Source organism: Pedobacter sp. N36a, assembly GCF_014472395.1.
Classification (GTDB): Bacteria; Bacteroidota; Bacteroidia; order Sphingobacteriales; family Sphingobacteriaceae; genus Pedobacter.
This window is the reverse complement of sequence record NZ_JACSZW010000013.1, coordinates 1-24,404: the sequence shown is the minus strand read 5'-3', so window position 1 is coordinate 24,404 and position 24,404 is coordinate 1. Positions and strand designations below refer to the sequence as shown.

The 24,404-nt window shown below is 40.8% G+C and carries 23 protein-coding genes, 1 tRNA gene and 1 pseudogene; 12 read left to right on the top strand and 13 right to left on the bottom strand.

Translation table 11 applies throughout. The features are described from left to right. Nucleotides 1–37: 37 nt before the first annotated feature. Nucleotides 38–1,216: a hypothetical protein gene (locus H9X96_RS20325; RefSeq protein WP_187668043.1), complete on the bottom strand. Its 1,179-nt coding sequence runs from the start codon at nt 1,214–1,216 to the stop codon at nt 38–40. A 39-nt stretch (nt 1,217–1,255) separates the two neighbouring features. Next, a complete protein-coding gene (locus tag H9X96_RS20320) occupies nt 1,256–2,095 on the bottom strand; it encodes a hypothetical protein (protein WP_187668042.1) in 840 nt (279 codons plus the stop codon). Between the two features lie 258 nt (nt 2,096–2,353). Here H9X96_RS20320 and H9X96_RS20315 point away from each other — a divergent pair, with 258 nt between their 5' ends. Further along, nucleotides 2,354–3,127, top strand: a complete 774-nt coding sequence (locus tag H9X96_RS20315; protein WP_187668041.1) for a glucose 1-dehydrogenase — start codon at nt 2,354–2,356, stop codon at nt 3,125–3,127. A 103-nt stretch (nt 3,128–3,230) separates the two neighbouring features. Here the strand turns inward: H9X96_RS20315 and H9X96_RS20310 are convergent, their stop codons facing one another. Further along, the gene (locus H9X96_RS20310; protein ID WP_187668040.1) at nt 3,231–4,064 is read right to left on the bottom strand and encodes a DUF1080 domain-containing protein; all 834 of its coding nucleotides are present in this window, start codon (nt 4,062–4,064) and stop codon (nt 3,231–3,233) included. Nucleotides 4,065–4,362: 298 nt separating this feature from the next. On the opposite strand from H9X96_RS20310, the gene H9X96_RS20305 reads away from it, so the two are divergent. Together H9X96_RS20305 and H9X96_RS20300 are read left to right on the top strand one after the other, a co-directional pair. Next, on the top strand, nt 4,363–4,803 hold the full coding sequence (locus tag H9X96_RS20305; protein ID WP_187668039.1) for an SRPBCC family protein: 441 nt from the start codon (nt 4,363–4,365) through the stop codon (nt 4,801–4,803). Nucleotides 4,804–5,225: 422 nt separating this feature from the next. Further along, on the top strand, nt 5,226–5,417 hold the full coding sequence (locus tag H9X96_RS20300; RefSeq protein WP_062548246.1) for a cold-shock protein: 192 nt from the start codon (nt 5,226–5,228) through the stop codon (nt 5,415–5,417). Between the two features lie 154 nt (nt 5,418–5,571). Here the strand turns inward: H9X96_RS20300 and H9X96_RS20295 are convergent, their stop codons facing one another. Then, the gene (locus H9X96_RS20295; protein WP_187668038.1) at nt 5,572–6,909 is read right to left on the bottom strand and encodes an alpha-L-fucosidase; all 1,338 of its coding nucleotides are present in this window, start codon (nt 6,907–6,909) and stop codon (nt 5,572–5,574) included. 80 nt (nt 6,910–6,989) lie between these two features. After that, a pseudogene (locus H9X96_RS23155) lies at nt 6,990–7,205 on the bottom strand (GNAT family N-acetyltransferase); the annotation flags it as partial. 303 nt (nt 7,206–7,508) lie between these two features. Here H9X96_RS23155 and H9X96_RS20285 point away from each other — a divergent pair. Next, on the top strand, nt 7,509–9,092 hold the full coding sequence (locus H9X96_RS20285; RefSeq protein WP_187668036.1) for a BCCT family transporter: 1,584 nt from the start codon (nt 7,509–7,511) through the stop codon (nt 9,090–9,092). A gap of 21 nt (nt 9,093–9,113) precedes the next feature. Continuing rightward, nucleotides 9,114–9,995: a universal stress protein gene (locus H9X96_RS20280; RefSeq protein ID WP_187668035.1), complete on the top strand. Its 882-nt coding sequence runs from the start codon at nt 9,114–9,116 to the stop codon at nt 9,993–9,995. Nucleotides 9,996–10,027: 32 nt separating this feature from the next. Here the strand turns inward: H9X96_RS20280 and H9X96_RS20275 are convergent, their stop codons facing one another. The 6 genes from H9X96_RS20275 to H9X96_RS20250 all read right to left on the bottom strand — a co-directional run bounded on the left by H9X96_RS20275 (nt 10,028) and on the right by H9X96_RS20250 (nt 16,180). After that, complete coding sequence (locus tag H9X96_RS20275) at nt 10,028–10,759, bottom strand: hypothetical protein (RefSeq protein WP_187668034.1); 732 nt, start codon at nt 10,757–10,759, stop codon at nt 10,028–10,030. Between the two features lie 33 nt (nt 10,760–10,792). After that, the gene (locus H9X96_RS20270; RefSeq protein ID WP_187668033.1) at nt 10,793–11,785 is read right to left on the bottom strand and encodes a hypothetical protein; all 993 of its coding nucleotides are present in this window, start codon (nt 11,783–11,785) and stop codon (nt 10,793–10,795) included. Nucleotides 11,786–11,876: 91 nt separating this feature from the next. After that, nucleotides 11,877–12,623, bottom strand: coding sequence for a LytTR family DNA-binding domain-containing protein (locus tag H9X96_RS20265; RefSeq protein ID WP_255431184.1), 747 nt, complete (start codon nt 12,621–12,623; stop codon nt 11,877–11,879). Continuing rightward, a complete protein-coding gene (locus tag H9X96_RS20260; RefSeq protein ID WP_187668032.1) occupies nt 12,620–14,110 on the bottom strand; it encodes a sensor histidine kinase in 1,491 nt (496 codons plus the stop codon). The genes H9X96_RS20265 and H9X96_RS20260 overlap by 4 nt, the downstream gene beginning before the upstream one ends. Before the next feature lie 204 nt (nt 14,111–14,314). Next, the gene (gdhA, locus tag H9X96_RS20255; protein WP_187668031.1) at nt 14,315–15,655 is read right to left on the bottom strand and encodes an NADP-specific glutamate dehydrogenase; all 1,341 of its coding nucleotides are present in this window, start codon (nt 15,653–15,655) and stop codon (nt 14,315–14,317) included. A 282-nt stretch (nt 15,656–15,937) separates the two neighbouring features. Further along, nucleotides 15,938–16,180, bottom strand: a complete 243-nt coding sequence (locus tag H9X96_RS20250; protein WP_187668030.1) for a hypothetical protein — start codon at nt 16,178–16,180, stop codon at nt 15,938–15,940. Between the two features lie 122 nt (nt 16,181–16,302). Between H9X96_RS20250 and H9X96_RS20245 the strand changes: the two genes are divergently transcribed. Both H9X96_RS20245 and H9X96_RS20240 read left to right on the top strand, forming a co-directional pair. Then, nucleotides 16,303–17,055: a thioredoxin domain-containing protein gene (locus H9X96_RS20245; protein ID WP_187668029.1), complete on the top strand. Its 753-nt coding sequence runs from the start codon at nt 16,303–16,305 to the stop codon at nt 17,053–17,055. 153 nt (nt 17,056–17,208) lie between these two features. After that, on the top strand, nt 17,209–18,600 hold the full coding sequence (locus H9X96_RS20240) for a DUF3943 domain-containing protein (RefSeq protein ID WP_187668028.1): 1,392 nt from the start codon (nt 17,209–17,211) through the stop codon (nt 18,598–18,600). Nucleotides 18,601–18,621: 21 nt separating this feature from the next. Here H9X96_RS20240 and H9X96_RS20235 read toward each other — a convergent pair whose 3' ends face one another. After that, nucleotides 18,622–18,912: a hypothetical protein gene (locus H9X96_RS20235; protein WP_187668027.1), complete on the bottom strand. Its 291-nt coding sequence runs from the start codon at nt 18,910–18,912 to the stop codon at nt 18,622–18,624. A gap of 128 nt (nt 18,913–19,040) precedes the next feature. Here H9X96_RS20235 and H9X96_RS20230 point away from each other — a divergent pair, with 128 nt between their 5' ends. Then, nucleotides 19,041–19,751 (top strand): hypothetical protein, encoded by a 711-nt coding sequence (locus tag H9X96_RS20230; protein WP_187668026.1) that lies wholly within the window; start codon nt 19,041–19,043, stop codon nt 19,749–19,751. A 37-nt stretch (nt 19,752–19,788) separates the two neighbouring features. Here the strand turns inward: H9X96_RS20230 and H9X96_RS20225 are convergent, their stop codons facing one another. Beyond that, nucleotides 19,789–21,273: a PLP-dependent aminotransferase family protein gene (locus H9X96_RS20225; protein WP_187668025.1), complete on the bottom strand. Its 1,485-nt coding sequence runs from the start codon at nt 21,271–21,273 to the stop codon at nt 19,789–19,791. A gap of 67 nt (nt 21,274–21,340) precedes the next feature. On the opposite strand from H9X96_RS20225, the gene H9X96_RS20220 reads away from it, so the two are divergent. The 4 genes from H9X96_RS20220 (at nt 21,341) to H9X96_RS20205 (ending at nt 24,031) form a co-directional block, all read left to right on the top strand. Beyond that, the gene (locus H9X96_RS20220) at nt 21,341–21,970 is read left to right on the top strand and encodes a hypothetical protein (RefSeq protein WP_187668024.1); all 630 of its coding nucleotides are present in this window, start codon (nt 21,341–21,343) and stop codon (nt 21,968–21,970) included. Then, the gene (gene bioB, locus H9X96_RS20215; RefSeq protein ID WP_187668023.1) at nt 21,957–22,952 is read left to right on the top strand and encodes a biotin synthase BioB; all 996 of its coding nucleotides are present in this window, start codon (nt 21,957–21,959) and stop codon (nt 22,950–22,952) included. The genes H9X96_RS20220 and bioB overlap by 14 nt, the downstream gene beginning before the upstream one ends. 85 nt (nt 22,953–23,037) lie before the next feature. Continuing rightward, the gene (locus tag H9X96_RS20210; protein WP_187668022.1) at nt 23,038–23,388 is read left to right on the top strand and encodes a hypothetical protein; all 351 of its coding nucleotides are present in this window, start codon (nt 23,038–23,040) and stop codon (nt 23,386–23,388) included. A 567-nt stretch (nt 23,389–23,955) separates the two neighbouring features. Then, nucleotides 23,956–24,031: transfer RNA gene (locus H9X96_RS20205), tRNA-Lys, on the top strand. Nucleotides 24,032–24,404: the final 373 nt, after the last annotated feature.

Here is a 24,404-nt window from a genome sequence, read left to right as displayed (position 1 = left end):
GAAATAAGCTTATAGTTAATGTGGAGTTATGTGATTGTTAAGGCGCAAAATAAAAGCTTGTACCAGCGGTTTTGATATCCTCAAAAAGCGCTTCACATCCAGGAAGTCCGTAGAAATTGTGCTTTTTCATCTCCGCAATATACGCTGGTTTATTCAGCGTCGGGAAAAAGCTATAACCATAGTCACTGCCCTTTTCTTTTGCAATTTTAGTCCCTTGGTAACATAGGTAAGTCAGCAGTTTCGTTCTTTTTTCAAGGTCAAAACTTCGGTGTTCTTTTTTGAGGTCGATATTTGAAATATGAAGACTGAGGTTTTCCAGGTAGCTGCTATTTTCTTTGCTGCTTAAACTATTTAACACCTCGAATGCCGCTTCATGAAAAATTAACTCCCCATTACAGCCTATTCTCCATAATATTTCCCCAAGAATTTCCTCTGGCCAGCGCAATGCTAAACTTCTTTTCATCAGCCATTCCAGTAATTTAGGATCAGCGGTATAGCCGAAATCAGTGACCAGGTCTTCCAGAAATGCAGGATCATTTTTAATTAGCCATGGCAAGCGGCTTTTATCCTCATTGATCAGGTAGATATTTCGAATGGCAAACCTTTCGATGATCTTTTTCCGATCTGCCACGAGGTTGGCATCGTCTTTCCAGGGAGACATTTTAGGGTCTTTGGATTCCAAAGAAGACAGCTCAGGATACTTCGTTTTATAGTCTATGATTCGAGGCAAGGCAAACAGTTCCGTAATGAAATTACCGTTTTTAATGACATATACAGGATTGCTGTCTCCGAGACGGCTGCCCTTAAACACCAGTTCTTTATTACAAGCCGGACTGGCGTACCTTTCTGTATTGGGCGCCGGATCAAAATGAATGGCTAAATACCTGGAACTGGAAGCGGGATCGATCTTTCTTCCGAATATCTTGCCTATTCTTTCTGCGAAGACTTCATCGGTGACGGGTTTAAAACCATACTTCAGCAATTCTTCCTTAAGAACGGGTACAGTGACATCAAGGTCCTTTTCGGTATATTTAAATTTTTCATCGTCTCCTTTTTTGAGCTGCTCGGATAACACTTTGATCAGTTCTGGATCTTGGTTTAAGGCAGCAGGTATTTTGGATTCCTGTACGGATTGCTTTGAGGCATTTTGACAGGCCGTGATCATTAAGGTCAATAGTATGATATATATGGTTTTACTTTGGGTCAATATTTTCATTTTTCAGGTCGTATATCTTTTTTTTACTTAGAGGAATCGCTATTCTTTGCTTTTGATCAGCATCATGTGATATAAATCCAGCATAGCTATTTTATAGGGATGACTGATTTCGGCTCTTTGGGGAATTACAAATCTGATGAGCTCTGGTTTTTTGAAGGTCCAGTTAATATTGGTTTTCAGGGTATCAATCGGTTTATTTGGCCCTTCATAAGTATGCATGTAATGTTGTACCTGCTGCAATTGACCAGAATGATCCGCATTAAATCGAACTTCAATAAACCTCTTGATCACACCACCAGTAAGGTTTTTACTATTGGAATGGTAATAGTTATCTGTTAAAACCTCATAACTGTTATAAAAAGCATGGCAGTTTTCCGTTTTGCACCATTCGTTAAATTTGGGGCTAACCATATATATGGTATCTGCATTTTTAGTATAGCTTAAATTCCAGGTTTTGTCGGCCAGCAGACGCTCGACATCGAATTGTTGATTTACTTTCTTTAGGAAAATGGTATCTATCTGGTACTTTGCTCCTTTAGCTTGACCGCCGCCACGTGGATTCGAAAAGGTAATGGCATCACTTTTAAAGCCTTCTTTCGTAATTGGCTCCATCACCCAGATTGGCGGCGCTTCCATGACCATCATTTCTGAGAGTAAAAACTTGTTGTATCTTTTTTCTGTGAGGTAAAACTTTCCGTTTTTGTCTGTGGTCGTTTCTCCAACACGGCAATCCGCTACTGGTTTCTTGTCATAATCCACGATCACACCTGATATAGCCGGCCTGGCTAATCTGGAAACGCAGGAAGAAAATGAGACCACCAAAAGAAGGAGCAATAAGATCTTTAGTTTAAAAAATTCGTTTTTTCGGCTAGTTTTCATTTATACTCAGATTTTACAGGCTATATGCTACATTTTAAGATCAATCTGATTTTACAATCAGCCTGATTTAATTTCCTGAACTTCCAATATCTTAATTTAAAATAGAATACCTGCATTACAATGGCATCCCCACAGAAAATTGACAGTTCTTCAGATGAACTGCTCTATCCTCCAAACATTTCCCAGGTCCTGTTGTTTTTTTTATGTCTAAATCAGTTGTCAAAGTTGGATTTAGGCCATTTATATTAAAGAAAGGATATGCTTATGAACGAACTTTTTAACCTGAAAGGGAAAGTCGCCATTGTAACTGGGGGTGGTAATGGAATTGGGAAAGCTTGCTGTGAAACGCTTGCAGATGCTGGCGCCGCTATTGCCGTTGCCGATTTAAAACTGAAAGATGCAGAAGCAGTGGTTGCAGAAATCATCGCTAAAGGCGGTAAAGCCATAGCGGTTGAATGTAATGTGACCAATGATGATGATTTGGTCCGTCTTGTGGAACGCGCTGATCAGGAATTGGGTGGGGTGCATATCCTGGTCAACAATGCAGGCGGCGGCGGTGCTGGTCGAGAAAACCCATTTAAAATTACTGTAGATGACTTTGCACACGTTTTCAAGCTAAATGTTTTCAGTGCCTGGCGACTTTGTCAGCTGTGTGTGCCCTTAATGAAAAAAGATGGCTATGGTAGCATTATCAATATCACATCGATGAGCAGTATCAATAAAAGTCCGAATATAAGTGCATATGCCTCTTCTAAAGCGGCAATCAACCACATGACCAGCAACCTGGCTATGGATTTCGGACCGGAAGTTCGCATCAATGCTGTTGGCCCGGGAGCAACCAGAACTGCAGCATTATCTACAGTACTGACGCCAGAAATTGAAGAAAGAATGCTGGCACATACGCCAATTAAAAGATTAGGGGAGCCATCGGATATTTCTGGAGCTGTATTGTATTTTGCTGCCCCTATTTCAGAATGGGTAAGCGGACAAACCCTATTTGTGAATGGCGGCGGGGTTCAAACTCTCGACTAAACTTTAAACCTTGGTTAAATAAAAAAACAGGCCTCGCTATAGTTTCTTAAGCTACAGATGAGGCCTGTTTGTGATTCGACTCCTTTATTCAGGGTCTAATTTGTTAATCGTTTAACACCTTGGCAATCATTTTATCCAGCTTTGCTTTATCTTTTGCATAAGGCGCGAGATTAAAAAGCTTTACGGTTTTAAACTCTATAGGATGACTTTCGCTCTGCAAAGAAATGTAACCGCCGGTCAGCGCTTTACCATCCTGCTTTATTTTCGGATCATAGTTAGCGACGTTACCTCCACCAATTTGCGGTTTAGTATATTCCAATACCACTTCTTTATCAATGATGTGTTTAATCACCGAATCTCCTAAGACTAGAAAATCAGCAGTTACCCATTGGTCGCCATCATAAGTTTTGGACTTAGAATCCAGACAATGCGGGGTAAATAATTTCCCTTCATATACGATTTGCGTACCTGGTGTACATACATTACTGGTATGACGCACATGTTCTCCATCACCACCTAAAATTTGTCCTTCTACAGAAATTGGGAAATCCTGGTTTTTAAGCATCGTTTCCGGTGCCTGGCAATGCAGCATCGCGCCGCTATTTCTTATCGCCCATCCTTCTCCCCCTTTAGCCTGATCGCCAACAAAGCGATAGGTCACTCTAAGCAGGTAGTATGAAAAAGGTTTTTTGTAAAAAATATGTCCATATTGCTGATCAAACTGCTCATAGCCGTCGTAATTTACTTTGATCAGACCACCTTCTACTCGGAAAGTGTTCGCATAATTATCGTTATAATCATGTTTAGAGATTTTAATGTTCCAATCTTTCAGGTCTTTTCCGTTAAAAAGATTGGTCCAGCCTTTTTGAGCGGAGGCCTGGCTTACCAATAAGAAGCTGAGTGCGGCAAAAAGGGATAAGTTAATTTTTAGTTTCATATTTCATTTTATGGTTCGATTTAAAAATAGGGATTAAAATTAGATCAGTCAATAATTATCCTGCCGATGCACTAAAAAATTAACCATTATTAAATAGAGGGATTTGATGTAGAGAAAAGAAAGGAAACATAGCGATGGAGTTGAACAGCAAAAAGACCTTGACATCCAGACAATTGCCCAGATAGCACAGTTACGGAGACAGATCAAGGGATTATTTTATATGGATAAAACATTATGGTCCCGATAAAAGTTATATGGAAATAATAGCTCATCATAAATAATTTAAAAAATGGAAATCATGAACGATCAACTCCCTGCTCATGCTACAGTAAGCCGTCATTTTTCGGTATCTGCGGAAGACGTGTTTGATGCCTGGTTAAATACCGCAATGGTTGGAAGATTTATGTTTGGTCCCGAAGTTCGGGATGAAAAGATTGTAAGTCTTCACTCCGATCCTAAAGTTGGAGGATCTTTTTCCTATATCGTACGCCGGGAAGAGGATCAGGTTGACCACATTGGTGAATATACAGAGATCAACAGACCACTGCACCTGGCTTTTACCTGGGCTGTACGCTCAGATTCTCCGGATCACTCAGAGATCGTGATTGACATTATACCGAATTCTACTGGTGCAGAACTCACCTTGACTCAAAAAATGCCAGCAAACTGGGCTCATTTCGTAGAAAGCGCAGAGAGTTCCTGGACAAAGATGCTAGATGCCCTGGATAAAATTCTTTAAACAGGATTATTCCCAGTTTGTAGCAAAAGGTTTAGGTTCATAAACCGGATAATCTTCAGCGGATGGATATTCAAGAAATATAGACATAATGATGGACTTTATATTTAAAACGACTGAGCAGAGAAATAGTTTTAGCTACTATTAAAACTATTTCCCGAAGAATATCTGAAACAACCTTGACAAATTCGACGCTACAAGAAAAAATAGTTAAGAAAAGCTATTCATTTCAAAATAGACTAAATCGCTAAAAACCGCGTTAAAAGGCATGTTAAAGGGGGAAAGGAATTATTTTAAAATATTTTATTAAAAAAACTTAGATTTCTTTTAAACAATCCCTATTTTACACTTGTTATTCACTATCGTTGAGCAACCACTTAATTGGAAGCGATAACAACTTATCTTTAATAACTAAATAAAATACAATGCCAGAAGGAACAGTAAAATTTTTTAATGAGTCAAAGGGATTTGGCTTTATCGTACCTGAAAACGGAGATGCAGAGATCTTTGTACATGTAACAGGATTAGCAGGCCCAGTTAGGGAAAACGACAAAGTTACTTATGAAGTTGAAAACGGCAAAAAAGGCCTAAACGCAACAAATGTTAAAGCCATCTAATTGATCGATGATTTAATCAAAGCATCTCCAAAAGAGATGCTTTTTTTGTTTATATCCGACATTGGTTACCCGCTTTTCAAACCGAATGCATTAATTAAACCCGAAAAAGCGGCTGTATTTCTAAAGCAATACGTACCGCTTCCAAGTTTATTTCTTATTTCCCTTTACTGGAAGCGACTTGAATTTTTAGCACCCAGGCATATTTACCGGGCAAGTCTGCCGGTAGTTTAACCCTTAACTTCCCATCGCTGCTGGTCCAGTTTAAGGGTTGATTCAGACCTAGCAGATAGATTTTTGATCCTTTCTTTGGCTGAATTGCAGCAATTGAGATTTCATTTTCCTGCTGCTGATTAAAGATCGCATAGGTAGTTTTACCATCCTTACTTTGCGTAAAGCGTAAATGATCCCCTTCCTTATAGTTTTCTAAGCTGTTTGTCGAATAGATCGCTTCTTTATTCTGTTTCAGCCATTCTCCCATTTCTCCCAATCGTTCTACGCTTGCTGCAGGAATTTCACCTGCTGCGTTTGGGCCTACATTTAACAGGTAATTCCCTCCTTTTGCGGCCACATCGATCAGGTTATTGATCAGGGTTTCTGCAGATTTCCAGTTTTGGTCATTTTTCACAAAGCCCCAGTTGTTGTTGATCGTCATACAGCTTTCCCAATATTCCTGAGAATTGGTTTTTAAGATTTCTTGTTCCGGTGTACCGAAATCTCCGGCTGCATTTTCGTACTTATCCATGCCTTCCATCCCGCCACGGGCTTTACTGATGCGATTGTTGATCACTAAAGATGGTTTTAGACCACGCAGATAGTTATATAGTTCTTTGCCCTGGTCTTCTGTCCATTCAGAAATCCATTCTCCATCAAACCATAATATCGCCGGGTCATATTTCTTGATCAGTTCTGCCAGCTGTGGCTTTAAGTATTCTTCTCTATATTTCGCGAAATCTGGTTTCTGCTCAGGCTTTTGTTTCGGATTGGCGTTTGGATGGTGCCAGTCCATGATCGAATGGTACAAGCCGAATTTGATACCAGCACTTTTGCAGGCATCTGCCAGCTCTTTAATCACATCTCTTTTAAATGGCGTCGCATCCACAATATCATAATCCGTTACCTTGCTGTCCCACATACTGAAACCGTCGTGGTGTTTTGAGGTGATCACCATATATTTGGCACCTGCCGCTTTCGCAATACTGACCCATTTTTTTGCGTCAAACTGTTGAGGATTGAATTGTGAAGCATATTTCTCATATTCTGCGGTAGGAATCTGATGCGTTTCCATAATCCACTCTGCGCCACCATCCTTTCCGTTGTAAGTTCCGGCAGGAACTGCATATAATCCCCAATGGATGAACATTCCAAAAGTATCGTCATGCCACCATTGCATACGCTCGGTTTTGGCGGTTTTCGACTCTTCTAAATAGTTCTTTTGGGCAAATACCGAACAGGACAGGGCCAGACCGGCAAACAGCAAACAGCTCTTCTTCATAGTTTTATCATTTGGTTATTACAAATAACGGAATTAAGACCTGCTGCAATTCTGTAATAATGCCAAAGCATTAAACGATTTTAGCTTTGGCTTTTTATGAAATTCCAGAAGCTAATTTTCCTTCTGGTAACAAAACCTAGTTTTTCATAGAGTTTTATCGCTCCGATATTGCTTTCAGCAACGTGCAGGTAGGGTGTTTTATTTTCTAAAAGGATCTGTTTTGAGGTATAGGCTACCAACTGTTTGGCGTATCCTTTCCCTGTATGCGCTAGATGTGTCACCACAGCACTCACTTCAGTAAAATACTGGACTCAGGGTAGATCGTAAAAGTAATCATCTCATAATAAGTCATTTTCATGAAACCCATATCGATTTTACTGTCTAACTTCTCTTCATCAATCGTTCCTGCATTCTGGTACTAACGGCGTTGATTTCCATAATTTTATGATTTTATTTCCAAGGCTATTCCTAACGATGATTAAAGTTAAACAGCCATTTTCAGAATTAAAGGGGAGTAAAACGTCAATATAAAGGGGCAAATGTGGCATAATCAGAAACTTAATCACAAAAACTGTGTTATGCTTTCATAAACCAGAAACATGCTCAAAAATCACCCGGGAAATTTCAAATTCGTCATCAATAAACCGGTCTTTTATACCTCAATATTGCTGATTGTATGCAGTTTGGCTTTGTGCCTGCTTTTTCAGGAATCTTTAGACGCCTGGTTCGACAGTACAAAACTCCTGATCACACAAAACCTGGGTTGGTTTTTAATCCTGACGGTAAATTTTATTCTTGGTTTTTGTCTGTATCTGGCTTTCGGAAAATTCGGAAGAATACGGCTTGGTGGAGAGGATGCGGAGCCGGAATTCAGCAATATCTCCTGGTTTGCCATGTTATTCAGTGCAGGGATGGGCATAGGAATTATGTTTTTCAGCATTGCTGAGCCAGTTTCCCATTTTAGTCATCCCCCACGTCCAGCGGGTTCAGAACCTGAACTGGCCATCCAGGCGATGGAATTTACAGCCTTACACTGGGGACTGCATGCCTGGGCGATTTATGCGGTAGTTGGACTTGCACTCGCTTTCTTTTCCTTCAATAAAAAACTTCCACTCACTTTCCGCTCGCTATTTTACCCATTTTTAGGAGAGCGCATCCATGGTTGGTGGGGACATTCGATCGACATTCTTTCCGTAATCGCCACATTGTTTGGCCTTTCCACCTCCCTCGGACTAGGCGTACAGCAAATGAATGCCGGTTTAAACTTCCTTTTTGGCTGGGAGATGTCGACCACCCTGCAATCTTTTATCATCATCATAGTTACCTCTATAGCTACCATTTCTGTAGTTTCCGGTTTAGATAAAGGCGTTAAGCTCCTGAGCCAGGGAAATATGATCATGGCTTTCGCGCTGATGCTGCTGGTATTTGTACTTGGCCCGACCACCTATCTGTTAAAAAGTTTCATTCAAAACACCGGATCTTACCTGGCGGACTTCATCGAAATCAGCACTTGGAACGACAGTTACCGCGAATCGGGATGGCAAAATTCCTGGACGGTGTTTTACTGGGCTTGGTGGATCGCCTGGTCGCCATTTGTAGGCAGTTTTATCGCGCGGATTTCTAAAGGAAGAACCGTGAAGGAATTTATCCTTGGTGTCCTGATTGTCCCTGCCATTATCACCTTATTATGGATGACTGTATTCGGCGGAACTGCCCTTCATTTTATTCTGGAAGGAGAGCATAGTTTGATCGCTGCCGTAAATGCTGACATCTCCACTGCCCTGTTTGTGTTCTTGCAGAAAATCCCTTTTACGCCCATCTTATCAGGATTAGCGATCCTCCTGGTCGCTTTTTTCTTTATCACTTCTTCTGATTCCGGGTCTTTGGTGATCGACAACATCACTTCAGGTAACGCCGCCTATACCCCACCACTACAGCGTGTTTTCTGGGCTTTCCTGCAAGCAATAGTGGCGATTGTTTTACTCTGGGGAGGTGGATTAGATGCTTTGCAAACTGCCGTGATTATTGCCGGACTGCCTTTTGCCGTCATCATTTTACTCATGTGCTACAGCCTGAAAAAAGGATTACAGGAAGAGCTGAACAAGAATAAAAAGAAGCTGCGTTCTAAACAGGAAAAAAGCTACAGAGACACCATTTCAGACCTGATGGCTGAACAAAAGTAACCCCTTAAAGAAGAAAACAACATGGCATTAACCCCTAAAATAAACGTAATCGCAGGTCTGGATCTTTCTGAAATGGACCAGTCGCTCATTCAATACCTCCAGCTGTTAACCGAACTACTGCCCTTAAGCAAGGTGACCTTTTTTCATAACATCAAACAATCTGAGCTTCCTGAATCTTTTAAAAGCCCGGAAAAGCTCCATACCATCGCCAATACACTTAAAAAGAAACTTTCTGATACGATTCCTACCCTGCTTGTTGATCAGCTGCCTTACGATGTGGAGATTACCTTTGAGGATTATACAGAATTGTCATTTCAAAAGATGGCAAAGAAAAAACAAAGCAATCTAGCAGTATTGGGCAACAAACAGCACCTGGAGGGCAATGGCGGGCTCGCTCATAAGCTCATCCGCATGCTTCCTTTTGAGACCCTGCTGGTCCCGGAAACCTATAATCCAAAACCAACAAAGGTGGTTGAGGCCATAGATTTTTCAAAATACACAGCTAAAGTGATGCAATGGGGCAGCCTGATTAAAAATTACAGCCAGATCGAAGAGCTGACTTTTCAGCCGATCAACATCTCCAAATTGTCCTGGCAGTTCTTTCCAGGTCTATCCAACGCAGAGATCAAGAAGAATACTCAGGAAGATGTGAAGATAAAATCGGAGAAGTGGACCAAGCTTTACCCAACTGCCAGGCCTTTAAAGGTGATTCCGGCAGAGGATAAAAATATCGCCTCCGCGTTGATGTATCATGTAAAAAAAGAGCAGGCAGACGTTTTGATTATGGGTGTTCAGGGGCTCACTTCCCTGACCACGTTATTTATGGGCAGTGTGGCAAATGAAGTGCTTTACCTGGAAACCGACACCTGTTTATTGTTCGTAAAACATAATATTGAAGGTTAAAACGGGTTAAATGAATTGTTTTACCCAGACATTTATTGTGCAGTCATTTTATTCAGATCGTAAGTAAGGGCCAGCATAAAATACCGCTTAATCACCGTAAAACGCTGCTGACTGATGAGATTGCCGGAAGTATTTCTGGTAAATCCAACATTCTGGTTCAATAAATCACTTCCCGACAAGGATATTTTCAAAGCATTTTCTTTACAGAAAACCTTGCTGATGGATGCATTGAGTATCATTCTGGAAAGTCCCTCTTCAAAAATAGCTGTTTTTCCCAGCAATGATTTCGAAACTGGCTCCGAATAGGTCGCGTTCATATAGAGCCCTTGATTGGAAACTGCAGTGTTTTTATCCTGCTCAATGTCTTCATTTTCATTGTCCAGCTCGCTTTTGGAAACCCTGGTATTCGACTTGAGCTGTGCATTCATCTGGAGCTGCTCCAGCGAAGTCATGAGCCCGACTGTAAAAGTCCGGCCTGCTTTCTTTAGTTTCTTTAAATATAAACCAGAAATCATAAATCGCTGTTCTTTTGATTCTTCTGATAAATACCTAAAGTTTTTAGTTTCCTTTAACAATGCCGCTGAATCTTCCCGATTCAGCAATAAGCTAGAAAAAGTGCCGCTGTTTGATGTCTTATTTTTAAGCCCTCCATTCATCGTGACCTTCAGGTTTGCGGTCGTTCCCAGCTTTAAATTAAACCCGCCATCCAACTTTTGCCGGAATACTTCGTTACTGAATTCCTCCCCAGCCGAGGTGTTGACCAAGCCAGATGGCAAGCTATTTTGGGCATTGATTTCCTAGGTTCCCTTAGTTTTTAATGACCCGATTTTGTAATTGAAGTTGAGGCTATTCTCATTTTTATTCCATTTATTCTCATAATGCAAGCCGGAAGTCCTGGCAACCGGAATCCCTTGTCCCCCATAATTGCCGTTACGCGACTCCAGTTCATCGTAACCGCCCAGGTCAATCATATATCCCGGAATAGAAATATCTACGTTAGAGGCGGCGTATTTTGCGTTATCCTGCCAATTTAAACTCGTCGCCCCATTGTTTCCTGCCACTCGATAAACAGAAATCCGCTGCTGACCGTTAAAATAATCCCCCATCAGCTGGGCCGCATGAAAATCGCCGGTTCCCATCCCAGCTTCGGTTTTACCGAAATATCCTTTCTTTTTATCGGCCTTGAGTTTGATGTTAATTGTCCGAATACCTTTCCCATCGTTCCTGCCAACCAGGGTTGCCAAATCACTTTTCTTCTCAAATACCTGGATCTTATCTACCATATCTGTGCGTATATTCCGGGTAGCCAGTGTGGGATCATCTCCAAAAAACTCCTGCCCATCCACCAATACTTTGTCGATGGTCTGACTTTGAGCACTCAATTTTCCATCTTTATCAACCGAAATCCCGGGCAGCTGTTTCAGCAGATTTTCTACCTTATCGTTCGCATTAGACTGGAAGGACAGGGCATGATATTCCGTAGTATCTCCATTGATCCGGATGGGATTTACTTTCCCTAAAATCGTCACTTCCTTCAACAGATTGGTTTTCATCCGCAGCGTAATCCGATCAAAATCAAAGACTGGATTCTTCGGGCTCAATTCAAATTCCGCAGTGTAATCTGAATAACCAATGCAGGTCATCAGCAGGGAAAACTTACCGGCAGTTAAGCCCCTTAACTCAAAACCATCTCCAACAGCAATCTTATTGAACTTTTGCGGCACATCACGATTTCTTATAACGAAATTGGCATTTAAAATCAAATAGTTAACATCATCATAAAGCACCATCACTTTAACTTAAAATTGAGAAAATCCGGGCAAAAAAAATCCTATTGACAATAAAATTGTCATTAAATATTTGAGTAACATGGCTATTTATTTAAGGAGATGAGGGGGTAATGGGATTCGTTAAAATCATCTTTTCAAGCATTGACCTGTACATAGATCCAACAGGAATAGGCTGCTCTTCCAGCCAGACATTTCGCTTGTCGAGCTTTCTAATTCTGGAACTGGAAACCAGGAAGGAACGGTGCACCCGAACGAATGCCGGAGCGGGTAACAGTGCTTCCGCTTCTACCATAGTTAAGCGAGAGCGTACCAGTCCGCTGGTCAAAACGAACTGCACATAATTGCCCACACTTTCGGCATACAGCAAATCATCCAGTGCTACCTTGATCAGCTCATAGCCACTTTTAATAAAAATTACAGGAGCAGGTTTCTGCACCGCAGCCGTCTGCTGATGGCGGAGCTGGCTATGTTCAAAAGCCTTATTGCATGCTTTCAAAAATCGCGGAAATGAAAAAGGTTTCAAAAGATAGTCTATCGCATCCAATTCAAAGCTCTGCACTGCATGCTCCGAATATGCGGTGCTAAAGATCACCATTGGTGGATTAGGAAGAGACTTCAGGAAGTCGATCCCAGACAAACCAGGCATCTTGATGTCCAGAAAAATCAGGTCTACCCCCTCCTGCTGAAGGTAAACCAGGGCTTCTTTAGTCCGGGCAAAACAGGCAACAAGCTGGATACCTGCCACTTCCGAAGAAAGGTTTTTGATCACCTCCAGGGCAATGGGCTCATCATCGATTGCGATTGCCTTTAAAACGGATGGCATTTCAGTACTGATCATGAGATGTGAAGGGTTAATTCGGCTATAAATTCATTTTCAACCCGACCATAATTCAATTGATGCCTGCCTTCATAAAACAGCATTAGCCTTTCTCTAACGTTATTCAAACCTATTCCTGTCGACTTTCTTTCTGGATCCAGGTATAAGGCCTTAGGAAGGCTATTTCTCACCTTAAAACTAATGCTATCTGCTGTGCAAGATAACTCAATGATTATCCAAGACTTTTCATCTGGATCTATCCCGTGCTTAAATGCATTTTCTACAAAGGGAATCAACAGCATGGGGACAATCAAATGATCGCATTGGGAAAGTGACAGCTCAGCGGCTACTTGGATCTGATCTGAAGGCAGGATGCGTAGTTTCTGCAAGGCGATATAGTTTTCCAGGTAAGCGACCTCATCCTGCATCGGAATAAAGTCCTGATGGTTATCCTCCAGCATAAAGCGCATCATGTCTCCCAGCATCTGAATCCCGTTAGCTGTTCTTTTTGACCCATCCATCAATGCCGTTCCATACAATGTATTTAGCGCATTAAACAAGAAGTGAGGATTGATCTGGCTCCGTAAAAACTGCAGGTCAGCTTTTGAACGTGTCAATTCCCACACTGCATTTCTCAATTCCAGCGCCTGATGATTCCCCTGGCGGTAAACCCACCAGCTGAAAGGTACCGTAAAGAACAATTGAACCGCCCAATTTTCCATCCATAACACAGGCAGCTCTCCCCTGTGACTAAAAAATGATAACAATGGAAAAGAGTATAGGAATGTAGAGAGCAGCAGCCTGAGAAGGAAGCCCGCAGTAATCTTACCGGAACTTAAATACCTAGGGAACAACCAGCAAGTATTACTCACATAAACAAATACCATAGCTGTGACCACTAAAAAATAGGCAGAATAAAACCCGTCATTGCTGATGAGATTGAAATTAAGGAGGAATGCAGGACAGAGCAAATAGAAAACTAAAAAGCCGGAAACCTGGTTTACGATCAAGGCATAGTAGGGTCTTTTTGCGCCTGAGTTTTCAATTCTGCAAATGACATAGGTCCTAAAAGCAGCGTAAACACCGTATACCATCAAGATGATGGAGGCCCTATCCCAGCCTGTCGAGAGCGTTTTTAAAGGTGTATCATTGTAGCCCAGCCAGGCAAACAAGGCGTATCCACCATAATTAGACTGTGCTGGATTTGCATAATAGCTGGCCACATTCACCCCTAGGGCAAGCAGAAAGCTCAAACCTGCAAACTGCAGCAGCAGTAAAATCCAGGCAAAATAGCGGTTATTTTTCTTGTTTAAGAAGGCCGGAATACTGAACAGATTGATCCATAGATACACCGCCAAAAAGAGCAGGATCACGCCAATTCGCGGCAGTAAAATAGGTAGTTCAGACACTCCACTCAAGAATCCATCTGGGAAGAGCGCTTTGACGAGCAGTATTGAGGAGAACAATACAACGAAGAGTATTTCATGGGTAAGCAGTTTATTTTTCATAGGTTCAGCATCAATTATCAGTTTAATCTGACACAAGAATACAAAAGGCAGTAATTGCTTACAAAATATGGGATCGATACCCTATATCTGGTACGAAAAGCTAAAATATGGTTTAAATTTCAACAAAAAAAAGCTGAACACTTCTCTTTTAACAGATCCATGTTCAGCCATTATCAGATGATAGCCGGGCTATATCTTCGTTATTTAGACGATTCCTTGTGCAATCATAGCATCTGCCACCTTTACAAATCCTGCGATGTTTGCGCCTTTACCATAATTGATATAGCCATCTGCTTCCTGACCATATTTCATACAGGTTTTATGGATCTGCGAAATGATCACTTTTAATTTACCATCAATTTCTTCTCTATCCCAAGAGTAACGCTGCGAGTTCTGAGACATTTCCAGACCGGAAACGGCTACTCCACCTGCATTTGCAGCTTTACCTGGTGCATATAAGATCTGAGCGCGTTCAAAAACATGGATAGCTTTAGGTGTAGTTGGCATGTTCGCGCCTTCTGCCACGCAGATACAGCCATTGCTTACTAATAGTTCGGCATCACTTTCATCCAGTTCATTTTGTGTTGCATTCGGGAAAGCGATGTCACATTTGACGCCCCAAGGTTTTTCATTAGGGAAAAACTGACAATTATATTGATCTGCATATTCCTTAATTCGGCCTCTACGCACATTTTTAAGCTCCATAATGAATTGCAGCTTTTCGGCATCAATCCCCTGAGGATCATAGATGAAACCTTCTGAATCAGACATTGTCAATACCTTTGCCCCAACCTGAATACATTTTTCTACTGTAAACTGGGCTACATTTCCAGAACCTGAAATCACTACATTCTTTCCTTTTAAGGAATCATTTTTGACTTTCAGCATTTCTTCGACGAAATAAACCACGCCATAACCGGTGGCTTCCTGACGGATCAAACTACCACCCCATTCAAAGCCCTTACCGGTTAAAACACCTGTAAATTCCCCTTTTATACGTTTATATTGGCCAAACAGGTAACCGATTTCTCTGGCACCTACACCAATATCGCCGGCAGGCACATCAATATCAGCACCCACATGGCGGTACAATTCCGTCATAAAGCTCTGGCAGAATTTCATGACTTCTGCATCAGATTTCCCTTTAGGATCAAAATCGGCGCCGCCTTTTCCGCCACCCATTGGCAGACCTGTTAAGCTATTTTTAAAAACCTGCTCAAAAGCAAGGAATTTGAGCACACTTAGGGTAACTGAAGGATGGAAACGCAAACCACCTTTATAGGGGCCAATTGCGCTGTTCATCTGTACTCTAAAACCACGGTTTACTTCTACTTCTCCTTTATCATTTAACCAGGGTACTCTAAAAATGATCACACGTTCAGGTTCAACAATACGTTCTAAAACCTTATTTACCTTATATTTCAGGTTTTCTTCTGTAAAAGGGATAATAGATTCTGCAACTTCATAGACTGCTTGTAAAAATTCTGGTTCATGAGTATTGCGACACGATACTTTACTCATAAATTCATTGATAGTTTGGCTCATTTGTGTGTATTAGGTTAAAAAATTGGCAAAAAAAAGGACATAGCACATCCGATGCAGACCTTATTCTTGGAGTTAATCAGTTTTTCTCAGGAAAAGAGTTAGTATTTGAATTTTCAGGATATGAAATACAATAAAATGCTTCATTTGGCTCCGAAAACAAAAATAACCTAATTTTTTACAAAAAAAACTAAATAATCAAATTAATACAAAGCATATTAAACTGAAGCCAGGAAATAAATGACACGCCTCTCTACAAAACAGCAAATAAATTTATTTTAATCGCTACAATTCAGCCCGAACCAACACCAATAGCAGATGAAGACGATTGGCCAGGCGATTAGTAAGGCGCTGATGAAACAATCCTTCCAGAAAACGATACTCTCTTGGAATTGTAATCACCAATTGAGCCGCGTACTTGTCGGGGAACTCAATAATCCCTTCTGCCACATCCTCATGATCTCCTTTTAAAGATCGGCTCAGCACAATAGGATCCCGTTCATTGTTTACAAGCTCTACTTTAAACAACCTACAATGATTGGCAGTGGAACCAAGCGCTTTTCATCACGGCACCACTGCTTTCCCCAAATCGCGACTCAAAGATCCAATAGTATTTCCTAATTTTGGCTATCACCATTTTACAAGTGCACATGAAAACTTATCAGCATCAACACAGCAGTACCTCCTCTTTATATATCCTGGCCATCATGATCAGTTTTCTCCTTTTCAGCTCCAGCTTATCAGCAACTGCGCAAACGGTTAGCAAAACAATGTCAGCGGTAGAGTTTCAAAATCAATTGAAGGCCAGCCCTAAAGCAGTGATCCTTGATGTAAGGACCCCGGAAGAGTTTAAATCCGGACACCTTAACCAAGCAAAAAATCTGAACATTTATGATCCATCTTTCCAGGATCAAATTTCCAAAATGGATAAAAAACAACCTGTTTATGTTTACTGTAAAGGTGGCGGAAGAAGTGCAAATGCAGTAAAGAAGATGCAGGAACTTGGCTTTAACACGGTTTACGAGTTAAAAGGCGGAATTATGGCCTGGGAACAAGCTGGATTGCCATTGCAAGGTGCAGGAAAGTCAGAAACAGACCTGTTTACCAGCAATGATTTTGATAAAATGCTGAAAGCAAATAAAAATGTATTGGTCGACTTTTACGCAGAGTGGTGTATCCCCTGCAAAGAAATGGAGCCTAGCCTGGCAAAACTAAAAAATCAATTCAAAGGCAAAGTAGCCATAGAAAGAGTAAATGTTGATGAAGCAAAATCTTTAACCAAATCCATCAATATCGCAGGACTTCCGGTAGTCGCCATCTACCGCAATGGGATTGAAATCAAACGCGTTACCGGCTTTCAATCGGAACAGGATTTATTAAATCTACTGCAGGAACTTAAATAAAAAGCTTTCTTGAAATTTTTTACTTGAGGCAGAGCTAGGAAAAAAACCTTCATTTGAGAAACATTACGGAATTTTCAGTGTTACCCATTTAATACATCTTTATCTAACGCCAGGAGTAGATAAAGGTGTTTTTACTTGAAGGTAATAAAATATATGAGCATAATTTCCGGCTTCAGAACGACGCTGCCCCTCCTTTTTCTAAGTATTACAATTCCAGTTTATGCACAAACTCCGCCTCACTCCATTGAAACTGATAGTCTCGCCAGTCCGATCGTCGAAATTCCGGTAAAGAAACGCTTTGTAAGGGCCGCATCATCATTAGTGCTCGCAGAACTTATTCCTTGGTCTTATAGTAAATTCATTACCCAGGCAGAGTTTTCGAACATTAGTCTGAAAACTATTGGACACAATTTAAAACTCTCTAGCTGGGCTTGGGATGACGATGCTTTTCCTACCAACCAGATTGACCATCCCTACCATGGAAGTGTCTTCTTTAACTCTTTCCGGACCAATGGTTTTACATTCTGGCAATCCGCCCCTGCTGCATTAGTGGGCAGTTACATCTGGGAAACTGCTGGCGAAAATCAAGCTCCTTCAAAAAATGACATCATCAATACTACTTTTGGTGGGATAACCATTGGTGAATCTGTTCATCGATTAACGAAGAAAATACTGCAAACCCGAAGAAGAGGTTTCAGAAGATATATCAATGAAACCATTAGTCTGGTGATCAACCCAACCAATGGTTTCAGGAGAATTGCAGATGGAGAATGGGGGAAAGTTCCTGGCCTATCAGAGAAACTAGACAGCACGGTACTGCTGCTGGAGGCAGAAAGTGGGATTAGGAAGATGAATATGAGAGATGATCAGGCCAATTTTGGTGTATATGGGCGTTTAAAACTGATTTATGGAAACCCGTTTGAAAACTATAAGACTCCATTTGGCAGCTTCACTTTTAATGCAGAAGTTGGACAGGACGACAGTTCTTTTGTAAATTCCGTAAACATTGCGGCTGCGGTGAATGGCTGGCTTTTAAGTGCAAATAGCCGGAACAGACATTTGATGTCCATCACTTCCAACTATGATTACATCAACAACCAAAGCTTTTTGTTTGGTGGACAAAGTATCAACCTTAACCTATTTTCGGAGTTTGGACTGAACACAAACACCAAGGTGAAGACATCAATTGGTATGGGGCCGATATTAGTAGGCGCTTTTGGAGAAAAGGGAATTTACAACAATAGGTTCTACGATTATGGGGCTGGCGGTGGCTATAACGCCAATGCAGAAATCAACGTATCGGATAAATTCATGTTTGAAGTTCATTACAATGGACGCTGGCTAGGTACGCTCAACGGCAATACTTCCAGTTATTTTTCACAGTTGATTTCCACGGAAGTGGAGTATGCATTGAGCAAGGAAATCTCTTTCTCTACTGCCCCAAGTTTGTTTCTTGTGCAGGAAAACTACAAGAATTCGGAAGATGTGCATAAGACGATTCCCGGTTTAAAAATTGGCTTTAAATATAGGCTGGCTTACGATTAATAGACCATCAGAAAGACCTAGCTAACATTTTACTGTTTTCTTCTTTTTCCCAATTGCGCCTTTAACTTTTATATTCAAAATATAATCAAGCGCATTTGGGACTTTACAGGCAGTACCATTCATATGAATAGTGAGGACACCCAAATTCTGAGCCGCTTCAATTGCAGTTGGGGTTAAAGCGGCTACATAAGCCCCTACCGCAATGATAAAGCTATTCATTTGATAACGTACCCGATTATCCGCATTGGGAATCTCTCGCACTGCTCTTTCTAACAATCCTTTGATCGCCGGAACATCTAATTCTTCAGTCATATTTGCTTCAGCTATCCAATACGGATTTAGGCTAATTTTTAATCAAAACCGATTGATTTTCCAGGAAAAGGTGGTTGAACAACTATAGCAAAAATCAGTATATTAGTATCACGATAAAACCGCTGAACATGCTTGAACACCTACCAGTATACCTTTCTGTATTATTTTGTTTGATCGCTATTGCTTCATTAATTCTGCTGCAATGGACCATTCTGGGTTCTGACTCCCGTTTCACAAAAAAGAAAGCGGGCATTACGGCTATCATATTAAGTGCATGGCTGATCCTGCAGGCTATTTTAGCCTTAAAAAACACCTACAACACAGACACCAATGCATTACCCCCAAAAATCATCCTATTTGGAATTTTACCGATGGTGATCGCCATCGTTTCCTTATTTGTGAGCGTAAATGGCAGAGCATTCATTGACGGTCTGCCTTTAGAAAGGCTGACTTACTTAAACCTGATCAGAATTCCTGTTGAGATTGGGCTTTACTTACTGTACCTAAACAAAGTTGTACCTGAAATCATGACTTTTGAAGGCAGGAATTTTGATATTTTAGCTGGCATTACTGCCCCATTAATAGCTTGGTATGGCATTAGAAAAGGGAAATTAAGCCCGAGGCTGATCCTTTTATGGAATGTTATTTGTCTGGCGCTGCTGTTCAACATCGTGTTTACCGCACTTTTATCCAGCCCATCTCCGCTTCAAAAGTTCGCATTTGATCAACCCAACATCGCCTTGCCTAATTTTCCTTTTGTATGGCTGCCTACCTTGATTGTGCCGATTGTCTTTTTTGGCCACCTGGTTTCCATCAGGCAATTACTTCGTAAAATTTAGCCTGATCATGCTTTTCAAAGGAGCAATTACGAATAGTTCAGGATTCCTTGACGGCAAGGGATAAAATATGAACGGCTTCTTCCAGTTCGGGGGTACTCAAGTTTCCAAAACCGAGGCGCATTGCAGTGAAACTATCCGTTTGATACAGCAATTCCTGAGGCAGGTGTAGATTTCTTTTCAGACAATTTTTACTGATACGCATCAGGTTGAGCTGAGGATTCCATTTTGTCCATACAGACAATCCACCAGGAGGCGAAGCAAAATTCAGCTCTTCGCCAAGCTCATTTTGCAGGAGCTCTGTAAACACATCTCTCCGTTCCTGGTAAATTTTGACTGCTTTTTTAAGGTGTCTCTGAATTTCTTTTTCGTCCAGCAATTCTGCGAGCGCTTGTTCCATCAGCATATCTCCCTGACGGTCTACTAATCTTCGAAATTTCGCCATTTCCCGGATCAGATTTTCCGGAGCAATCAAATACCCAGATCTGAAACCTGGCGCCAGCGACTTGCAAAAAGAGCCAATATAGACTACCATGCCATTGGTATCGGCACTTGCAAGGGGCAATACAGAATTCCCATTATAATGAAAATCATAGTCGTAATCATCTTCAAGAATGATAAAGCCGTGTGTTTGTGCCAATTGCAGCAATTCGACCCTTCTTTCTGCGCTCAACGTGACGGTAGTTGGATAATGGTGATGCGGTGTCAAATACAACATTCTGATTTTCTTCGTTTTGCAGAGTTCCTTTATCGCCTCCACAGAAATTCCATCTGCATCTACGGGCACTGAGATGATCTTGCCTCCACTTTGCTGAAAGCACATATTGGCAAGATAATAACTCAGATCACCAACAATTACTAAGTCGCCAGGCTCGATTAACATACTGGAAGCCATGTAAATACTCATGTGAATCCCTCTGGTGGTCAGGATATTATTTTTATTGATATGCAAACCTCTGGTATTGTTCAGGTATTGCGACAAAGTTTCTCTAAAATATTCATTTCCTTCTACATGAGAATAGCCAAAATGCTTGTAATTGGTTTTACTTTTCAGAATTCCGCCGTAGACTTTAGACAATCGTTCTAAGGGCAGCAGTCTGATATCGGGTAAGCCATCATTGAATTCCAGTTTGCTGGATGTGGTTACACTGAGGACATCCAATAGTATACTTTGCTTAAAACGGTAACCAGTTTCAGCAGGATAGCTTGTCAAGATCTTTTCATCGTAAGACTGCAGGGCGATATTTTCCTGCGGGCCTTTATTTCTGACAAAAGTTCCTTTATTTGGCCTGATTTCCGTCCATCCTTGAGCATCCAGCTCATCATAAGCAGCAATAATGGTCTTTCTGTGAACTTCCAAATCTGTTGCCATACTTCTAGTACCTGGAAGTTGGATACCTGCCAAAAGCACCCCTCTCTGGATGGCATTAATCATTTGATGGGCGATTTGAAGGTACACCGGACGATCTAAAGACCGGTCTATACGGATCACGCTTTGAAATGGAATTTGAACCGGACTACTCATAAACTTAAAACTGGTACCTATTAACTATCCGGCAAGGTAATACTTTTGGTGCAAACAAATGAAATCAATGGAATTAGAAGAACTGTTACAGCATATAGTAAACCATGATGAGGTACACGCACGTTTTCTCAACACCCTGTCTTTACAAGAGAATATCGGGGCCAGAAAGATCTCTGCGAACGAACAGCCAGAAACATCTACCTATATGGTCTTAAAACATGCAGCCGAAGAACACCGTCATGCCTTCTACCTGAAAAAACAAATTACCCGATTAAATGCCAATGCCTGTCCTACTTATGAGCCGGACTACCTATTGGCACCTTATAGCAGTAAATACTACCTGAACAAACTGGATCTGATGACCAGTCGCTATTTGAAAAACACACTAGCACTACAGGGAACACCTCTAAAATTTGCTGCTTACTTATTGGTTACGTATGCAATTGAAGTACGTGCGGACCTGATTTATCCAATTTATCAGGATGTTTTGAGTAAAAACATGAGTAAAGTCAGTGTCCGATCTATCATTTTGGAAGAACAGGGGCATTTGGAAGAAATGATTGTTCAATTGAAAAGCTTTTCCGCGGATTGGGAATTCCATGCGGAACATATTCTTAAAATAGAAAGTCAATTGTATCACAACTGGATCAGTGACTTATCAAAAACCATAAACATAACTTCAAATGAGCAATACTAACCTACGTAATGACTGGTCTATCCAGGAAATAGAAAATATTTACCACCAGCCTTTATTAGAACTTGTTTACCAGGCTGCAACGGTCCACCGGGTGTGGCATAAAGCCAGTGAAGTACAGGTCTGCACACTACTTTCCGTTAAAACGGGTGGATGTCCGGAAGATTGTTCTTATTGCGGTCAGGCGGCAAGGTACCATACCGGTATCACCGTAAAAGCATTGATGGATAAGGATGACGTAGTTGCTATTGCACAAAGGGCTAAAGATGCAGGCTCTTCCCGATTCTGCATGGCTGCAGCATGGCGAGAAGTACGTGACAACCGTGATTTCGATAAGATTATTGAGATGGTAAAAGGGGTCAATGAAATCGGTCTGGAAGTTTGCTGTACTTTAGGAATGATCAATGAGGCGCAAGCGGAAAGATTACAGGAAGCTGGATTATACGCCTACAACCACAACCTTGATTCGTCTAAAGAATATTATCAGGAAATTATCAGCACCAGAACTTATGACGACCGCCTGGCGACTTTGAACAATGTACGAAAAGCAGGCATTTCAGTATGTTCAGGAGGTATAATTGGGCTTGGCGAAACACATGAAGATAGAATTCGGATGCTTCATACCTTATCAAATTTAGAGCAGCATCCTGAATCAGTACCAGTAAACGCATTGGCCAGGGTGAAAGGAACGCCTCTTGCCGACCTGCCGAAAGTGGACACCTGGGAAATGGTGAGAATGATTGCCACCGCAAGAATCCTAATGCCAAAAGCAATGGTGAGACTGAGTGCCGGAAGGGCAGAAATGACTACAGAAGAACAAAGCTGGTGTTTCATGGCAGGTGCTAATTCTATTTTCACAAGTGAAAGTGAAGAAATGCTGGTGACACCTAATCCAAAATTAGACGATGATCGTCGGATGTTTGAATTATTAGGCTTGAAACCTATGCAAAAAGATAGAACTTCTGATTCAAAAGTGATAGTATAAGCCTTTTATGGGGGGAAATATCAGCGAATGATATAAAAGGAGAGTAAGGAAATTGTCCTTCTCTCCTTTTTTTATATCTTGGAGCATGGAAATCCTACCACTAATTCTGCTCGTTATCATTGTTTTGATGGTTGTTTTCGGCAAAAAAATTGACAATAGGGTAAAGGAAAAAGCTAGACAGTCACCTGGATTTATTTGGTTAGTTTTAGGTATCGCAGCAGTTTTTGCCATCGCTTTTGGTGCGATTAATGCCAATCAATCTGCCGAATTTGTGCTCTTTGGCGCCTGGTTTATTTTATTTTTGATCGGACTTACCTTATTTGCTGGCGTAATTGATCTGTTTCTAAAAACCAGTTATTTCAAATACCCGGGAATTTTGTCCTTACTTCTTATGATCACTTACGTGACGATTTTGGTTTTAGAAAAAAAACCATAAAAAACTCTATAAAGAATTGCTCTACTGGTTTGGTTTAAGATGTAGTTAGGATGTAACCTGATTAAGTTCAGCATTGCTTAATCTTTGGTAAAGGATTGATAGGTTTGGGGAGTAAACCAAGGCCCTACCTCCCCCCTGCCAGAGCCCTATTACCCCCCTATCAGTATTGAACTAATATTGGTTAGTATTTTCTCTTTATGATTGATTTTATAGCAGCAGCACTGATTGGAAAAAACGAGGAAATTTGCGTTACCAATATTTTTCTAAAAAAAACAGGACCTATGTGGAGATTTTTAAAAAATAACGAATGCTAGATAAGAAGGTTTGAAGTTAGGCAAATCCAAAGGATTTTACCTGATGATGAATAAAAAAGCACTTTCACTTATGAAATAAAAAAATATCAGAATTTCTTCAACAAACTCAAATAACTGATGATCAAATAGATAATATGCAAAAACAACGTTTAAGTGATGACAAAGGTGTTTATTTTAGATAAATTTGAATTTAGAATATTGTTTTTAAATAAATATTTCTATATTTGCACTCCCGAAACAAGGGAACATAATTGATTCCGTAGCTCAGCTGGTAGAGCATTACACTTTTAATGTAGTGGTCCTGGGTTCGAATCCCAGCGGGATCACCAGAAATAGGAACAAAACGTTTAAAAACCTGCAAATCAATTGATTGCAGGTTTTTTTTTGCCCAAAACTACAGTTTATTCAATAAATCACGGAACTGCTTTATAAATTGGGGTCGATATCGGTTCATATTAACAACAAATTTATCGCAGATTTGAAGAGAATCGGGATCAAGCGGAATTCTTGGGGGGAAGGAAATAAATTCTTTCTTTTGCATTCGTAAACCAAACAAAAATTTTCATTTTGAGTCGAGCCGAGCAAACCCTGATCAGTTTATTATTACCGGAAGGTATTCTGGATTATTTTGAATTAACGCAGGTAGAAAAAGAAGGTAAGATGCTAAACATCTACCTTGAAGAGAAAAATATAGCCCCAGAT

What these genes read in the sequence shown, in the direction of transcription:
- H9X96_RS20325 (WP_187668043.1), bottom strand. Translation starts at nt 1,216, where the DNA reads ATGAAAATATTGACCCAAAGTAAAACCATATATATCATACTATTGACC.
- H9X96_RS20320 (WP_187668042.1), bottom strand. Translation starts at nt 2,095, where the DNA reads ATGAAAACTAGCCGAAAAAACGAATTTTTTAAACTAAAGATCTTATTG.
- H9X96_RS20315 (WP_187668041.1), top strand. Translation starts at nt 2,354, where the DNA reads ATGCTTATGAACGAACTTTTTAACCTGAAAGGGAAAGTCGCCATTGTA.
- H9X96_RS20310 (WP_187668040.1), bottom strand. Translation starts at nt 4,064, where the DNA reads ATGAAACTAAAAATTAACTTATCCCTTTTTGCCGCACTCAGCTTCTTA.
- H9X96_RS20305 (WP_187668039.1), top strand. Translation starts at nt 4,363, where the DNA reads ATGAACGATCAACTCCCTGCTCATGCTACAGTAAGCCGTCATTTTTCG.
- H9X96_RS20300 (WP_062548246.1), top strand. Translation starts at nt 5,226, where the DNA reads ATGCCAGAAGGAACAGTAAAATTTTTTAATGAGTCAAAGGGATTTGGC.
- H9X96_RS20295 (WP_187668038.1), bottom strand. Translation starts at nt 6,909, where the DNA reads ATGAAGAAGAGCTGTTTGCTGTTTGCCGGTCTGGCCCTGTCCTGTTCG.
- H9X96_RS20285 (WP_187668036.1), top strand. Translation starts at nt 7,509, where the DNA reads ATGCTCAAAAATCACCCGGGAAATTTCAAATTCGTCATCAATAAACCG.
- H9X96_RS20280 (WP_187668035.1), top strand. Translation starts at nt 9,114, where the DNA reads ATGGCATTAACCCCTAAAATAAACGTAATCGCAGGTCTGGATCTTTCT.
- H9X96_RS20270 (WP_187668033.1), bottom strand. Translation starts at nt 11,785, where the DNA reads ATGGTGCTTTATGATGATGTTAACTATTTGATTTTAAATGCCAATTTC.
- H9X96_RS20265 (WP_255431184.1), bottom strand. Translation starts at nt 12,623, where the DNA reads ATGATCAGTACTGAAATGCCATCCGTTTTAAAGGCAATCGCAATCGAT.
- H9X96_RS20260 (WP_187668032.1), bottom strand. Translation starts at nt 14,110, where the DNA reads ATGAAAAATAAACTGCTTACCCATGAAATACTCTTCGTTGTATTGTTC.
- gdhA (WP_187668031.1), bottom strand. Translation starts at nt 15,655, where the DNA reads ATGAGCCAAACTATCAATGAATTTATGAGTAAAGTATCGTGTCGCAAT.
- H9X96_RS20245 (WP_187668029.1), top strand. Translation starts at nt 16,303, where the DNA reads ATGAAAACTTATCAGCATCAACACAGCAGTACCTCCTCTTTATATATC.
- H9X96_RS20240 (WP_187668028.1), top strand. Translation starts at nt 17,209, where the DNA reads ATGAGCATAATTTCCGGCTTCAGAACGACGCTGCCCCTCCTTTTTCTA.
- H9X96_RS20235 (WP_187668027.1), bottom strand. Translation starts at nt 18,912, where the DNA reads ATGACTGAAGAATTAGATGTTCCGGCGATCAAAGGATTGTTAGAAAGA.
- H9X96_RS20230 (WP_187668026.1), top strand. Translation starts at nt 19,041, where the DNA reads ATGCTTGAACACCTACCAGTATACCTTTCTGTATTATTTTGTTTGATC.
- H9X96_RS20225 (WP_187668025.1), bottom strand. Translation starts at nt 21,273, where the DNA reads ATGAGTAGTCCGGTTCAAATTCCATTTCAAAGCGTGATCCGTATAGAC.
- H9X96_RS20220 (WP_187668024.1), top strand. Translation starts at nt 21,341, where the DNA reads ATGGAATTAGAAGAACTGTTACAGCATATAGTAAACCATGATGAGGTA.
- bioB (WP_187668023.1), top strand. Translation starts at nt 21,957, where the DNA reads ATGAGCAATACTAACCTACGTAATGACTGGTCTATCCAGGAAATAGAA.
- H9X96_RS20210 (WP_187668022.1), top strand. Translation starts at nt 23,038, where the DNA reads ATGGAAATCCTACCACTAATTCTGCTCGTTATCATTGTTTTGATGGTT.